11 protein-coding genes are annotated in these 14,057 nt (G+C 63.1%); 1 reads left to right on the top strand and 10 read right to left on the bottom strand.

Annotated features, from left to right (window positions below):
• Position 1: 1 nt before the first annotated feature.
• Genes tssK through tssA form a run of 10 tightly spaced genes read right to left on the bottom strand, consistent with a single transcriptional unit; the run spans position 2 to position 10,679 of the window.
• Entirely contained in the window at positions 2-1,336 is a 1,335-nt protein-coding gene (gene tssK / locus AC1DZU_RS10125; RefSeq protein ID WP_095080766.1) for a type VI secretion system baseplate subunit TssK, read from the bottom strand.
• A gap of 39 nt (positions 1,337-1,375) precedes the next feature.
• Positions 1,376-1,828: a type VI secretion system lipoprotein TssJ gene (gene tssJ, locus AC1DZU_RS10120; RefSeq protein WP_184871654.1), complete on the bottom strand. Its 453-nt coding sequence runs from the start codon at positions 1,826-1,828 to the stop codon at positions 1,376-1,378.
• Positions 1,829-1,831: 3 nt separating this feature from the next.
• Positions 1,832-3,301: a type VI secretion system-associated FHA domain protein TagH gene (gene tagH / locus AC1DZU_RS10115; protein WP_477284141.1), complete on the bottom strand. Its 1,470-nt coding sequence runs from the start codon at positions 3,299-3,301 to the stop codon at positions 1,832-1,834.
• On the bottom strand, positions 3,298-4,365 hold the full coding sequence (gene tssG, locus AC1DZU_RS10110; protein WP_477284139.1) for a type VI secretion system baseplate subunit TssG: 1,068 nt from the start codon (positions 4,363-4,365) through the stop codon (positions 3,298-3,300). Before tssG ends, tagH begins: the two co-directional genes overlap by 4 nt.
• Positions 4,329-6,203: a type VI secretion system baseplate subunit TssF gene (tssF, locus tag AC1DZU_RS10105; RefSeq protein ID WP_477284137.1), complete on the bottom strand. Its 1,875-nt coding sequence runs from the start codon at positions 6,201-6,203 to the stop codon at positions 4,329-4,331. The genes tssG and tssF overlap by 37 nt, the downstream gene beginning before the upstream one ends.
• Position 6,204: 1 nt before the next feature.
• Entirely contained in the window at positions 6,205-6,960 is a 756-nt protein-coding gene (gene tssE / locus AC1DZU_RS10100) for a type VI secretion system baseplate subunit TssE (protein ID WP_477284229.1), read from the bottom strand.
• Positions 6,947-7,402: an Hcp family type VI secretion system effector gene (locus AC1DZU_RS10095; protein ID WP_095080773.1), complete on the bottom strand. Its 456-nt coding sequence runs from the start codon at positions 7,400-7,402 to the stop codon at positions 6,947-6,949. Before AC1DZU_RS10095 ends, tssE begins: the two co-directional genes overlap by 14 nt.
• A 49-nt stretch (positions 7,403-7,451) precedes the next feature.
• Positions 7,452-8,957 (bottom strand): type VI secretion system contractile sheath large subunit, encoded by a 1,506-nt coding sequence (tssC, locus tag AC1DZU_RS10090; protein ID WP_477284135.1) that lies wholly within the window; start codon positions 8,955-8,957, stop codon positions 7,452-7,454.
• A 3-nt stretch (positions 8,958-8,960) separates the two neighbouring features.
• On the bottom strand, positions 8,961-9,500 hold the full coding sequence (tssB, locus tag AC1DZU_RS10085) for a type VI secretion system contractile sheath small subunit (protein ID WP_095080775.1): 540 nt from the start codon (positions 9,498-9,500) through the stop codon (positions 8,961-8,963).
• A 6-nt stretch (positions 9,501-9,506) separates the two neighbouring features.
• Positions 9,507-10,679, bottom strand: a complete 1,173-nt coding sequence (tssA, locus tag AC1DZU_RS10080; protein ID WP_477284132.1) for a type VI secretion system protein TssA — start codon at positions 10,677-10,679, stop codon at positions 9,507-9,509.
• 224 nt (positions 10,680-10,903) lie between these two features.
• On the opposite strand from tssA, the gene tssH reads away from it, so the two are divergent.
• Positions 10,904-13,744, top strand: coding sequence for a type VI secretion system ATPase TssH (gene tssH, locus AC1DZU_RS10075; protein ID WP_477284130.1), 2,841 nt, complete (start codon positions 10,904-10,906; stop codon positions 13,742-13,744).
• Positions 13,745-14,057 lie beyond the last annotated feature (313 nt).

Here is a 14,057-nt window from a genome sequence, read left to right as displayed (position 1 = left end):
CTCACCTGTTCACCGAATAGCAGTCCACCTGCGGCTCGCTTGGCAACACGCCCGAAACGCCGATGACGAAGCCGGGAGCATCGAGCAGCGACGCCCAGTACTCGCTTTTCTGGTCCAGCTCGAGGCATAGCCGATCGCCATCGTAAGGGATTTCGCGCGGCTGCGAATGAAGCGGTTTCAGCGGAATGCCGGGCAAGCGCGATTTCCACAGGCCCTCGAACTGGTCGGCCGAGCCGACGGTCGCCTGGTTGACGAAAATCTTGCGCAGCGCGTCCTCCGACAGCTCCGAACCGACCCGGATGACGATCCGGCTGGCCACCAGCAGCTTCGGGTTGTCGATTCGGATTTTCCAGACATTGGTCGAATGCCTCATGACAGGCAGCGCACGCGATTTCGGCTCGATGTAACGCAGGCTGAGGATGAGCGAGCGCAGCGCATCCGCTAGCGCCGAATAGGCGGGGCCGGGGGCCATGTGATCGTAGGCCGGCAACTCGCCCAGCCGCCGTGCGCTCGATCCGTAGGTAGCCATCGAACCGGCAAGCCCGGCTAGCTCCAGGTAAAGCTCGGCCGGATGGAAGACATCCTGGGCCAGTATGTGGGCCAGCCGCGGGCGCGCCGCATTGGCGAGATTGAGCATCAGCAGATCTTCAACGCTGCGCCCAGGCCCACCCATGACCATCTTGCCATGCGCCTCGGCGATCTGGTCGAGACCGGTGACAACCTCCAGCAACAATTGCCGATACCAGGCCACCGCGCCGGTAATCAGTGTCGGCGGCAGGAAGGTCTCGTCCAGGGAGACGCCGCCATCAGCTCGAACGCCCTTGAGGTCGGCTATCGGCAAGGCCGTGTAGCCACCGACCGACTTGCCGGGTGCAAGCAACAGCGCCTGCGGGCGGGCGATTTCGATTTCTTCAGGGTCTGAACCGCCCTGGACTGCATCACGCACCGAAACGATCCGCCCATGATATCGGGCTCCCGAGGCGGCGGCGTGCGCCGGATCGAAGCCGACACCGCCGGCAGGCTCCAGCGGCAAGGCGACCAGCACCGGTCCGGCGCCAGTGTCCGGGGTCACCGGCAGCGGTCGCGGCGCGTCCATCATGTCTGGAATGGAAAAAGGCGTTCCGTCCGGGAAGATGCCCCGTGCGGACAGGATCGAAATCTGGCCGGCGTCCAGCAATGCCTGGTCCAGCGTCAGCTGTTGAAAGCCGAACGTATGCAGTTGCCCGGCCTGCAATGCGCCGCGCACCGTCGCCTCGAAGAAGCGATCCTGCTGTTGGAAATGCTGGGTCCGCAGGAAAAGCCCCTCGGACCATAGCACCCTGTTTGCATCGCTCATGCCGCTGCTCTCTGCATTGAGCTCCCCTTGCCCTGGCCGCTAGGCGGAAATGCCGCCGCTGCCTAGCGTGACATTGATCGTGAATTTCGATCCCGGCGACACTGACTTGGTTGTCCGCCAGTTCCTGCCGCCAGGCTCGCGGATCAGTGCTACGAAGCCCAGCGCCGTCGCGTCCGGCTCGACGGTGATGGTTTTGGATGCGGATTTCCCCGGCCCGACAGCAATCTGGTCGGACCCGATAAGATCGCCTGCCAGCGCCGTGCCGGCATCCCCCTGCAGTGCAAAATAGTCGGCGGAATTGAATTTGCCGGCGCTTTTCAGCCGCATCACGAGAACCGTCACCGGCCGATCGCCGCCACCTGGTCCTGGGTTCATGCCGGCCCCGCCGGTCACGTTGACGGTGATCACCGATGGTTTTGGCGGACCACTCTGGCAGGCCGCAAGCAACCCCGTCGCGCCCAGGGCAACGACAAATTCACGTCGATCGATCATCTCTCACTCCTCCTCGTAAGCATCCCGAAAATCAGCGCCGATTTCGCCAAGGAAGCTTTTTTCCGCGCTCTCGGCGATTTCACGATGGCGTTTCTGGTAAAGCTCCCACAGCTTGGCGCCGCGCCCGCCTGAAAGCAGGGTGCCGATCGCCGAATTCGATTTCAGCTCTTCCTCGATCTCGGCCGGGTCAAAACGGTCGATCATCCGCCGCAAGGCCGCCTGTATGCCGCGCCAGGCGCGCACGTGATGTTGCGCGAGATCGCGAACCGCGTCGGCGATTGCCGCTTCGCCGGCGAGAAATCCGGGGCTGCGCTCGGCGATAAGCGTGACGATGGCATCATCGACAGTTGGCAGAAACTTGAGCGGATTGACCTCGGAGGCTCCGACCATGGTTTGCGCGACGCGGGCGTTTCCCTTTTCCTCGGCCCGCTTGCGCAGAAGCTGCATCAGGCCTTCCATCATCAGCCGATATTCGCGGCCAAACTTCTCCATTTCCGCGATGCTGTCGCGTCCGGGGAAATCGGCTTCCTCGACGCCCATGCCGTGCAGGAATGCCGAGCGAAGCGCCGACTCCCCCGGCTGTGGCGCGGCCGGCGGGCGTGCGGGTTTGGCAGCAGCGACCGCACGTGGTGGGGGAGGGGCATCGGCAGCTTGCACGGGCAAATCCCAGGGATTGGCGGATTGGGGTCGTTGGGCGGCGCGCTCGCGCTGTTCGGTCGTGCCGCCGCCGTTTGCCGAACTGGGCACTGCCGCCGGTCCGAAACCAAAATCATCATTGAAATCGGACGGCTTTCCGGCAGCCGGTTCGGCTCCGCGGCTGGGTGACGGCACCGGGTCGAGGCTGAATGGGTCCGCCTGGCTCGCCACGCCGCCCGGTTCGAAATAAGGGGCGGCATTTGTCGACACAGGCGTTGAAACCGGATCGAGGCTGAACGGGTCATCGAAAGCAGGCGAGTTGCGCTGGGATGCGGCACGCTCGAACGCGCCCGGAACCGGCTGCTCGAACGGGTTCGGCAGATCGGCCGGACGTGGCCGTCGCGGCTCTTCCTCGACCTTGGCGGAAAAAAAATCATCGCGGCCGATGCTCACCGGCGCCCGAGATGGCTGCGGCACGCGTTCGGGAAGCGGCTGGCCGGCTGCGGGTGCCTGAGCGACTGGTGTTTGCAGGTCGACATAGACGATGTAGTCGCCCAGCCTCAGCCGCATGCCGCTTTGCAGGCGCGTCGACTTGCCGGCGCCGAGCGGGCTGTCAGAGCCGTTTATGAACAATCCGCTGCTCGACGTGTCGGTTACAAAATACCCGTCTCGCCCGCCGGAAATCTTGCAGTGAGCTCGCGAAACGAACATGTCGGGATCTTCGATCTGCCAGCCCGCGTCGGCGCTGCGGCCGATCACCAGCTCACCCTCGTCCAGCCGGGTCTGCCGTACCGCCTGGGTGCGTGGCCCTTGCTCCAGCGTCAGCAGCAGACTCATGCCGCGACCCCCGCGATTTCCGGCCGCCATCCGACGATTGTCCGCAGCCGCATGTCGTCAGCATCGCCCCTTTCGGCGGGCCGCGCAAGCCAGGTGGTTCGGCCGAGTTGTGCCGATCCGATACGCGGCGGCGGCACTGCTTCGCGCGCAAGCACGATGCGCAGGTCGACGTCGAGCGATTCCCCGATCATGTCGCGAACGGCCTGTTTGAACAGTTTGAGCCGCTGGCCGCCAGGCAGGAAGGCCTTGAAGTCCTCGTACCCCAGCGGGCCGACGCGCAGTTCGATCCTGCTCTGGCGGTTGAAGACCCGCGGGCCGATCGTCGCCCCCCGGCCGAGCCCCGCATAGGCCTTTGCAAGGCGGGTCTGGAGGCCGGTCGGCACGGTTATCCAGGCAGCGATGAACTCCCTGATCTGGACCGGCACCTTGAATGCTTCCGCCAGGAACAGTGTCAGCCGTTCCGGGCCGTCGACCTGGCTGGCGAGCGAGGCCGCCTGTCGAAGCTTCACCGTATCGAGATCGGCGTCCTGGGTGCCGGGAAGTCCGATCCCAGCCATGGCTTCCAGCATGGCGCGAACGCGCCCGCCGACTGCGCGTTCGACCTGTACGGCCGGATGCGCGTCCGCCCACGCCCGGTAGTAGAGGGCAATCATGCGGTGCTGCAGAATGTTGACGAAGTCCACGAACGTCGTGTCGCTGGTCAGCTGTGCGTCGGTGCCGGCGAACCAGCGCTGCGACAGGCGGTCGAGCACCCAGCGCGTAAGGTGCAGCGGCATGGGACCCTCGGGTCCCAGCAGGCCGAGATTTGCGACCGTGACCCGGGCCGGCGCCTCGCCATCGGCTTCGCGGAATTGAACCAGGTCCCGCGCCGAAAAGGCGAGACGCACATGCTGGCCGAGCCGAGCCGGCTCACGGTCCGGGCGGCCGGAATGGCCGAACAGACCGCTCCGCTGTTCGAGGCGACGCAGCAGTTCGAAGAAGTCGAACGTCTCGGACAGACCTTGGGCCCGGTTCGGGCCAGGCTTGTCTAGATCAGGTAGCGATTGCCGGGCGTCATCGGCCATGGCACATCCTCCTGCTTCTGCAGCAGCCGCGTGCGGGTTCGCACGAAGCCGTTTATTCCGGCGTGACGGGCAAACAGCCGCGCCAGCAAGGCCGAAAGCAGCAAGGAGCTTTGGCCGGCCAGGACCGATTGATCAACGTGCAACGTCACTTCGGTACCGCGTCCGAAGCACATTGGCCCATCGATCTGCAGCCGTTCGATGACCGGCTGCGAGTCAATACGCACGATAGAATGCACATTGCGGGCGAGGCTCGGATCGCCGCGGTCGGCATAGAGGTCGAGCAGAGCATGCAGAGGGTCGATGCCGCGGCCTTCCTTGGCAAGGCTGAGGAAGTTGAGCGCGAGCTGCGCCACCAGCCGCCAGGCAAGATCGTCGGCCCGCGATTCACCGTCGGCCCCAGCCGGCAGTGCCGCGGGGATGGCCGGCTGCGGCGGACGCAGCGCACCAAGCAGCCTGACAGTTTCGACCGGGTCGCCGGCCTCCAGCGTCAATGTCGGATTGTCATCGAGGATCGGCAGATCACGATTGGTGCAAAGCGCCATGACGTCGAGACGCTTCAGCGGCCGGTTCGCCGGGCTTCCGAGCGGCCGGGATATGGCCAGGAAAACGTCGTCCCCGGTGTATGAGGTGCGGGTCAGGCCGTCGCGCCGTTCCTCCTCCGTCGCGCGGCGAGGGCGCCGTTCGGTCGAATAAACCCAGCCACTGCCGCGGTTCTGCCCCAGGCTGAAGAGTTCGGGGATTTCGGCGTCATTGCCTTCTGTGTCGGCGTCCTCGACGCGGATGACCCGATAGATCTCGAAGTCGCGCGCCCGCGTTCGGTCTGCATGCAACACCTGCCGCGTCCTGCGCGCATCGACCTCGATGACGTTGCACTCACGTTCGAACAGATTGATGATCGGCGTCGCGAAAAGCTCGAAGTCCGCGGGTGTCAGGTCGGCCAGCTCGGGCACCGCGCGTCTGAACAAGAAGATGATCTCGAGACCGGCGGCGCATCGGCGCACGACGGGCTGAAGTCCGGAAACCCGCGCATAGTGAAAGCGCTCGGGCATCATGAAATATTCGCGCAGCAGGCGGTACCCCTCGAACGTCGGACGGGTACGAGGCATCAGGGCCTCGTCGTCGCTTATGCCGACCATTTCGGGGACCGGCAGGGGCGACAATGGGTTGGCCTTGCTTTCCGCGCGTGCGCCAACGGCCGAGCAGGCGCCGAAAATCGCGTCGAACAGGAGCGGCGCCTTGGTGCGTCCAGCAAAATAGAGGTCGAGCCGGTCGAGGGCCAATTCGTCGAGCCTGCCTTTTCCGGTCCGGGCCAGCACGATGCGGAGCGCCGCCGCGCCACTAACGCCGCCGATCGGCCCTATGCCGGCCATCGCCAGCGCACTGCGATCCTGAAAATAGCTGACCGAAGTGATCGCTATCGGCCACAGGGTCATTTCTTGCGCGGTGGAGAACGTGCAGCGCGTCGACAGGCCGGGCTGCAGGCTGGAAACCAGCCGCGTGTTGCGCTTGACGACGTGGCCGGCGAGCATGGTCTGGACCTGCTGGCCGGGTTTCAGCACGGCCATCGCCGTTGCCGGCGCCGGCGTGACCAGATCGGGATAGAGAACCTCGAGCACGCTGCGTGAAAATCGCGAGCGCTCGGCATCGACCTTCAGCCGGGTGCGCGCGGCGAGGAAGGCGACGCCGTCCAGCAGCCGCTCGACATACGGGTCCGGACACGGGACCGTATCGAGGGAAAGGTTACGCGCCACCGCCGGATGCATGTCGGCAAATTCCGCCGCAAGGCCACGGATATGGGTCAGTTCCTCCTCGTAATATTCGACGAAGACCCGATCCATCTCAGGCGTCCCTAATTTCGGTCCGCGCCAAGCCGTTGTCGAGATTGATCGTGGTGCGCAGGCGCATGCGTTCCGGCGTCGGCGTCATGATCAGCACGGCGTCTATCTCGATCTTCAGGCCAACGGTTTTGTCGCCAAGGGTGACCGTAACCTTTGTTTCGCTCTCCTTGAGGCGAGGCTCGAAGGTGGCGAGCACCGCGCGGATCTCACGCGCCAGCACGTCGCGATCAAAGTCGCGGGACGACCGGCCCGAGAAGGAAGGCACGCCGTAATTGACCACGCTTCGACGCACCTCCGGAAAATCGGCGAGCGAAGGTGGATTGTCCGACACCTGTTCGTATTCCAGATCGGAAAGAAGCGGTGTGGCCTCGAAGCGCTCGGTGTTGAAAAGCGCCTCGATGTCACGCCGGACCGCTTCCCTGAGCACGCGAGCCGAAACCACCACGCCGCGGCTTTCGATCTCGACGCGGTGCTGGGTCTGAAAAGCCAATCGATGCAGACGCCGTTTTTGATCGGGTGTCAGTTCCGCATCGGCGTCTATTGTCCGCGCACTGCCGGCGACGAGTGTGTCGAGACGGTCCGCGCCAAGCTCGTCGAGCAAGACATGGCGCAGCCCGTCTATCTCCGAGGTCAGGCCCGGCAGGTCATTGACGAGGCGATCCCAAAGTGAAGGCTGGACAGCCTCGCTTTTGGCCCGCAAGCTGCCGGTAGTCTGCTGCTTGCCCGCGCCGGGTCGCCGAACCTCACTTGCCGACATAGACATCCATTTCGGCTTCATCATTGCCGTCATAGACGAACTTGATCTTCTTGTAGGCGAAGCTGACCTCTTCCTGGATCAGGTCTTCCTCATCCGGTGCCTGCGACATGTCGTATTCCATGATAGAGGCGTCGGTGAGGGTAACGACCAGGTAATCCTTGGTCTCGCCATCGATGGTCCGCCGTGCCGAGAACACCACCTCATCCAGGGCCTTGTTCTCGAACAAAGCCTTTTTCAGATAGGGCGAGGATTTGTCGTAATGTTTTATGAACTTGATCATGCCCATGGACACGCGGCCACGGCGTGAGAGCGAATTCGGATCATACGGTGCGACCATCTTGTAGTCGACGCCATGGATTTCGATCTCGTCATCGTGGCCGTCGCGGGTGCTCGGGCCTTTGATATCGGGAACCTTCAGAAAACCGTCAATCTTCACTGGCATTGTCTTTCTCCACCGCTTTCAAACAAAAACAAGGTCTGGTTGCTGCAAATCAAGTCTTCACGGACGGTAGTTCCGACACCAGTCGGAGCGAGGCATTGATGCCCTCCAGCTGGTAATGTGGGCGCAGATAGAAGCGGGCAGCGTAATAGCCGGGACGCCCCTCCACGCTGTCCACCTGAACCTCCGCGGCGGCAAGCGGGCGCTTGGCGCGGGCCTTGTCGTCGGCAAAGGCCGGGTTGGCCAGCACGTACCGGTTGATCCACTCGGTCAACCAGATCTGCATGTCGGCGCGCTCCTTGAACGAGCCGACCTTGTCGCGCGCAATGGCCTTGAGGTAGTGCGCAAAGCGCGAGACCGGGAAGAGATAGGGCAGGTTGGCACTCAGCCGCTCGTTCGACTGTGCGTCCGGGTCGACCAGCCGTCCCGCCCGCGTCTCGTCGTCCTGCAGCGAGTGTGCGCCGATGAAGGCCGCGAGATCGGTATTCTTCCGGTGCAGGATCGGCATCAGGCCGAGCTTGGCAAGTTCGGCCTCGCGTCGGTCGTCGATGGCGACTTCCGTCGGGCATTTCATCGCGATCGACCCATCGTCGGTCGGGAAGCTGTGCACCGGCAGGTTCAGCACCGTGCCGCCATTCTCGACGCCGCGGATCTGCGTGCCCCAGCCAAACAGCTTATGGCTGCGGTTGATGTTGACGCCCATCGGGAAGGCGGCATTCATCCAGACATATTTGTTGTGATCGCCCTGCACCTCTTCCTCGAAGGTGAAGCCCTTCACCGGAACGGTATCGGTGCCGTAGGGCAGCCGGGCCAGGACCCGGGGCATGGTCAGGCCGATGTAGCGAGCGTCCTCGCTCTCGCGCAGCGACTGCCACGAGGCATAGGCCGGGTTGGAGACGATCTGCTGTAGGTCTTGCGGGTTCGGCAATTCCTGCCAGCTGTCCATACGGAACAGGCGCGGCGAGGCGGCTGCGATGAACGGCGTATGCGCCGAGGCGCAGATGCCGGAGATGTTGCGCAGCAGACCGACGTCGCGCGGGTGGTTGGAGAATTCGTATGCGCCAATCACGCAGCCGATCGGCTCGCCGCCAAGCATCGAATACTCGTCCGTATAGACTTTCTTGAAGATCGGGCTCTGGTCCCACATCTGGCCTTCGAAGTCTTCGAGCGTGTCGGCCAGTTGCTCCTTGGAAATGTTCATCACCCGGATCTTCAGCTTCTGATCCGTCTCGGTGTTGTTGACGAGGTACCAGAGGCCGCGCCATGTGCCTTCCATTTCGCGCACTTCCGGCGCATGCAGGATCTCGTTGACCTGCGTCGTCAGCATCTTGTCGATGCCCGCGATCAGCGACTTGATCGACTTGATTGCATTGGACGAGATGGTCGTGGTGTCGGAACGGGACTGTGCCGCCAGCGCGAGATTGCGCACGAGTTGCTGCAGCTTCTCGCTGTCGTCCTTCTTGACCTTGAAATCCTTCTCGAGGAGCCCGCTGAATTCTCCAAGGTCTATGGCTTCAGCCTCGGCGGCGACGGTAGCGGTCTTTTGCTGTTCGGCCATGATCTACTCCCCTGCTTTGTCGTCGTCGGTCAGCGCCTGACTGGCGATCTTGCCAAGAAGCGGCTCGTTGTTCAGAAGCTGCGCGATGCGCTTTTCGGCGTCGACGCGGCCATCCATGAAGCCTAGCAATTCCTCGAGCTGACGACGCATCTTGAGGATCTCGGCCAGTTGCGGAACTTGCGCGGCGATCTTGTCCGGGGCGAAATCGCCCATTTTGGTGAAGGTGAGATCGAGCGCCAGTTCCTCGTCGCGCTCCTGGCCTTCGGCCTGCGGCAGCGTGTTCTTCACCCGGGCTTTGACGCGGGGCCCGAGCGCCTCCATGAACTTGGGGAAGCGGTTCGCGTCGGTCTCGACAAAGGAGCGGTCCAGCACCGACTTTGACGCTTCCTTGGTTTGCGAAGCTCCGGAAAGATCGGCCATCACGCCCATCACGAACGGCAGTTCGATCGTTGTCGGGCTGCCATAGGTTTCCACATCATAGGCGATCTGCACCCGCGGCGCGCGATTTCGTTCGATGACCTTCGCTTTGCTTTCGGCTGGCATGTGTTGTTACCTTTCATCCTTCTGAGCCGCCTTCTTGGCATCGGGAACGCCGGCGAGGAGCCGGAATTCCTTCAGCCCCGACGGGGCGAGATCTTCCATAAGTTCAACGAAATCCATGTGCACCATCCGGCGCACACGCCGAGCCAGGTGCGGGATCGGGCTCGACGGCTCCGTGCGGTCATAGAAGGCGACGACGAGGTCGAGGCATTTCACCACGTCGTCACGCGAGGAAATCCGGTCGGGAAGCCCCGTGCTTGAGTCCGCGTAGCTTGCCATACTTGCCATCGTATCGGCTCCATGACCGTTTCGAGCAGGCGTTGCCGGTTCTGCCGGCGGGGATGGCTTGGCCGCGCCATTGGCCACGGCGCCGGCGGCCGAATTCCGTTCGAGGGTCGTCAGCAAACGCTGCAGAAACCGCTTTAATTCCGGAACCGGAGCGCCGCCGCCATCGAGACGAGCGTTGAGGGCGGTCTCGACCGCATCGAGGGCCGCCATCGCTGCCCGGGTGTCGGCGATCAGCAAGACCATCTCTGCGTTGGCTTGATCCATCTGTGCCGCGCATCCGGCACGCACCCGGTTCAAGAGTTGTCCGTGCGCACTGACCAGCGCCGCCTTTTCTGCCGCGTTCAACCCCGAGGCGGCTTCCTGGAGCATGACGCGGTCGTCGAGCGCACCCTTTTCCAAGTCTACGCCCTGAATCGGGCCGATTGCGCGTGGCGCAAAGAACGTCATTTGCCGCAAGTTCGCCAACAACCCGTCCTGACCATTCTGCAGGTCGAGCAGCGCGTTGATGCGGCGCAAGGCGGCATCGCGTGGCGAAGCGCTGGGCCGCAGTGCCGGATGCATGGTTTCCCAATACTGATCGAAAGTCTGCGCAATGAGGGTCAGGCCCTGCGCGAGCCCTGCCAGGCCCTCTTCATTGGCCAGCGCGCGCGTGACGATGACGAGCAGGCGCAGGTCCCGGCCATGCGCGCGCAATTTATCCGCACTGGCGAGCACCGCCGCCCAGTCGGCCGGAATGGTGCTTTGCGAAGTGGCCTTGTTGTTGCCGTCGTGGAGGACCTTGATCTGGGCTTCCGTCAGGCGCTCCAGCTCATGAAAAGCCGGGTCGTTGCGCAAATCCTCCCCGGACGGATTTTCACCGTCGAGCGGAGTAAGCCAGAGTGCGAGATCAATCACACCAACCCCCAGCGACCGGCCGTCAAACCGTACGTGACGCGACGTTATCACACCGTTGTACTTTACCACAATTCAACGACTGCTCAAAAATTAACAGAAGCTAAACGCGACGTTCTTGAGTGCCGGCTGACTGCGCATCTAGCCCCGTCCATCACGCACTTTGTCAATCGGCGGCTTCTGTGGCAGGTTGGTAACCGGCAGCCCTGATTGCAGGAGCACGTTCGATGGAACCAGCCAGCACGCCGCGGCGTAAATCGTCGCAAAGCGTCAAACGCAGTGAACTGGTCGACAAACTGAATCCGACCGGTAGGCGGGCCTTTGGCGCCGCCGCGGCTGCAGCTAAGCTTCGTGGCAACCCCTATGTCGAACTGGTCCACTTCATCGAGCAACTGGTGCTTTCGGAGCGCAGCGACGTTCAGATGATCCTTGCCGATGCCGGCGTGGATGCGGGCCAACTGGCCGGCGACATGAGCCGCGCGGTCGACAAACTGCCCTATGGCGCCACCTCAATCGAGGAATTTTCCGACCACATCTTCCATGCCATCCAGGAAGCCTGGAGCCTAGCAGGGCTTCAATTCAAGACGGAGGAAGTCCGCAGCGCACATATCCTCCTTGCTTGCCTGAAGACGCCGGTGCTGGAAGGCCTGCTGTCGAAGATCAGCGGCGAGTTCGACAAGATCGACGCCGACGCGGTCATCGCGCGGTTCGCCGATGTCGTGGAAGGTTCGCTCGAAGCCGGTGCAGCGATCGCGGTTCCCACGGCCGAAACGCCGAAGCGGGCTCCGGGCGGGGATTCTGCCCTGGCGAAATACGCCACCGACCTGACCCAGCGCGCCCGCGACGGCAAGATCGATCCGGTCGTCGGCCGCGATCCGGAGATCAGGCAGATCGTCGATATCCTGATGCGACGCCGGCAAAACAACCCGATCCTCACCGGTGAGGCCGGGGTCGGCAAGACGGCGGTCGTCGAGGGCTTTGCCTTGCGTATCGCCCAGGGCGACGTGCCGCCCACACTGCAGGATGTCAGTGTCCGCATGCTCGATGTCGGATTGATGCAGGCGGGTGCGAGCGTGAAGGGTGAATTCGAAAAACGGCTGAAGGCTGTCATCGACGAGGTTCAATCGTCCGAAACGCCGGTCATCCTGTTCATCGACGAAGCCCACACCTTGATCGGCGCCGGCGGCGCGGCAGGAACGGGCGATGCCGCCAATCTCCTGAAACCGGCGCTGGCGCGTGGCGAACTTCGCACCATCGCGGCAACGACCTGGGCCGAATACAAGCAGCACATCGAGAAAGACCCGGCGCTGACCCGCCGTTTCCAGGTGGTGAAGATCGACGAGCCGTCGGAGGCGGTGGCGGTTCTCATGTTGCGCGGCGTGGCCGGCGTCTTGGAACAGCACCACAAGGTGCAGATACTGGATGAGGCGATCGAGGCAGCGGTCGGCCTGTCGCATCGCTACATCCCGGCACGCCAATTGCCGGACAAGGCGGTGAGCCTTCTCGACACCGCTTGCGCCCGTGTCGCCATATCGCAGCATGCCACGCCGGCCGAGGTCGAAGACATCATGCGTCGCCGCCAGGCGCTGGAGGTCGAGAACGGCATCATCGGCCGCGAGGCCGCGATCGGCATCGAGGTGGCCGAGCGGCAGGCGCGGGTCGACACCGGCCTTGCCGAAACCGAGGTCACGCTGGCCGCAGCGCAACAACGTTGGGATCGGGAAAAGGCACTGGTTGGCGAGATACTCGAATTGCGTGCCCGGCTGCGCGGCGAAGGTGTGCCGCTCGATGCGGTGGAGACGCCTGGGGCCAATGCCGAGACGGCAGGCTCGGACGCCGCTAAGACTCTGCCGCCCAAGACCGAAACGCCCCAAACCGAAACGCTAAAGACTGAAGCGCCCAAAGCCAAAACAGCCAAGTCCAAAACGGCCAAGGCCGGCGTGGAGACACCAGCGGAGGCGAAAGCCCCTCCACCGGAACCGGCCGCCGATCTCGCCCGGCTGCGCGAGCTGATGGCCGAACTCGCCGAGGCGCAAGGCGAGACGCCGCTGATCCTGCCGTCGGTCGACCGCAACGCCATCGCGGCGGTCGTTCAGGATTGGACGGGAATCCCGACCGGGCGGATGCTGTCGAGCCAGACCGAAAAGGCGCTGCGGCTCGCCGCGACCCTGTCCGAACGCGTGGTCGGCCAGGATCACGCCATGGAGATGATCGCCAAGCGTGTGCAGACCAGTCGCGCCGGGCTCGGCGCGCCGGAAAAACCAGTGGGCGTGTTCCTGCTCTGCGGCCCCTCGGGCGTCGGCAAGACCGAAACTGCATTGGCGCTGGCCGAAACGCTCTATGGGGGTGAGCAGAACCTGATCTCGATCAACATGTCCGAGTTCCAGGAGGCACATACCGTCTCTACCTTGAAGGGCGCTCCGCCCGGATATGTCGGCTACGGCAAGGGTGGCATCCTGACGGAGGCGGTCCGTCGCAAACCCTATTCGGTGATCCTGCTCGACGAGGTCGAGAAGGCCCATCCGGACGTGCACGAAATCTTCTTCCAGGTTTTTGACAAGGGCATGATGGACGACAGCGAAGGCCGGCGCATCGATTTCAAGAACACGCTGATCCTGCTCACCTCGAATGTCGGCTCGGAGGTCATCATGGACCGGACCAGGAACGGTACGCTGCGCGCCGGGCTCGACGATCTGGACACCGCCTTGCGCAGCCCGCTGCTGAAGGTCTTCCCCGCGGCCTTTCTCGGCCGCGTGGTGACCATTCCTTACTATCCGCTCTCGGATTCGATGATCGAAGCGATCACCCGCCACCAGTTCGCCAAGATCGCGCGTCGGCTGCGTGCAACCAACGACGCCGAATTGGTGATCGGCGACGGCGTCATGGACCTGGTCAAGGCTCGCTGCACCGAGATCGAATCCGGCGGGCGGATGATCGATGCCATCCTGACCAACACGCTTCTGCCGGAATTGAGCCGCGGCGTGCTGAACCGGTCGCTCGGAGGCGAAAAGATGACGAAGGTGACCGTCGGCGCCTCCAAGGAGGGCTTCACCTATTCTTTCGAGTAGCGCAGGGCGGCTTCCTGTCACCGAAGGGTTGGCACATGAAGTCTTCAGCCTGCCATACACCCCTACTGGGACGAAGCCACGCAGGACTTCGTTGTCGAAGCGATTCATGAGGTCTTGAATCCGTCGGCTTGATCCCATGGCGTCCACGGAGATTTCGAGTTCGAATGGAATGGCCGATCTGACGGAATGAACGATCTCGATGGGATATTTTTGTAGCAAAAAATTTAAACAAAATCAGGAAGTTAGTAAGTTTCTGATTTTCGATATCGCTCAATTTCAGCGATGCCAGTGGCATTGTCTCACATATTGACGT

This window comes from Mesorhizobium sp. P2_A12, from assembly GCF_056405075.1.
Note: the sequence above shows the minus strand (reverse complement) of the source record. Positions and strands in the feature narration are given on the sequence as shown.

What these genes read in the sequence shown, in the direction of transcription:
- tssF (WP_477284137.1), bottom strand. Translation starts at nt 6,203, where the DNA reads ATGGATCGGGTCTTCGTCGAATATTACGAGGAGGAACTGACCCATATC.
- tssG (WP_477284139.1), bottom strand. Translation starts at nt 4,365, where the DNA reads ATGGCCGATGACGCCCGGCAATCGCTACCTGATCTAGACAAGCCTGGC.
- tssB (WP_095080775.1), bottom strand. Translation starts at nt 9,500, where the DNA reads ATGCCAGCCGAAAGCAAAGCGAAGGTCATCGAACGAAATCGCGCGCCG.
- tssC (WP_477284135.1), bottom strand. Translation starts at nt 8,957, where the DNA reads ATGGCCGAACAGCAAAAGACCGCTACCGTCGCCGCCGAGGCTGAAGCC.
- tssH (WP_477284130.1), top strand. Translation starts at nt 10,904, where the DNA reads ATGGAACCAGCCAGCACGCCGCGGCGTAAATCGTCGCAAAGCGTCAAA.
- tssK (WP_095080766.1), bottom strand. Translation starts at nt 1,336, where the DNA reads ATGAGCGATGCAAACAGGGTGCTATGGTCCGAGGGGCTTTTCCTGCGG.
- tssE (WP_477284229.1), bottom strand. Translation starts at nt 6,960, where the DNA reads ATGTCGGCAAGTGAGGTTCGGCGACCCGGCGCGGGCAAGCAGCAGACT.
- tagH (WP_477284141.1), bottom strand. Translation starts at nt 3,301, where the DNA reads ATGAGTCTGCTGCTGACGCTGGAGCAAGGGCCACGCACCCAGGCGGTA.
- tssJ (WP_184871654.1), bottom strand. Translation starts at nt 1,828, where the DNA reads ATGATCGATCGACGTGAATTTGTCGTTGCCCTGGGCGCGACGGGGTTG.
- AC1DZU_RS10095 (WP_095080773.1), bottom strand. Translation starts at nt 7,402, where the DNA reads ATGCCAGTGAAGATTGACGGTTTTCTGAAGGTTCCCGATATCAAAGGC.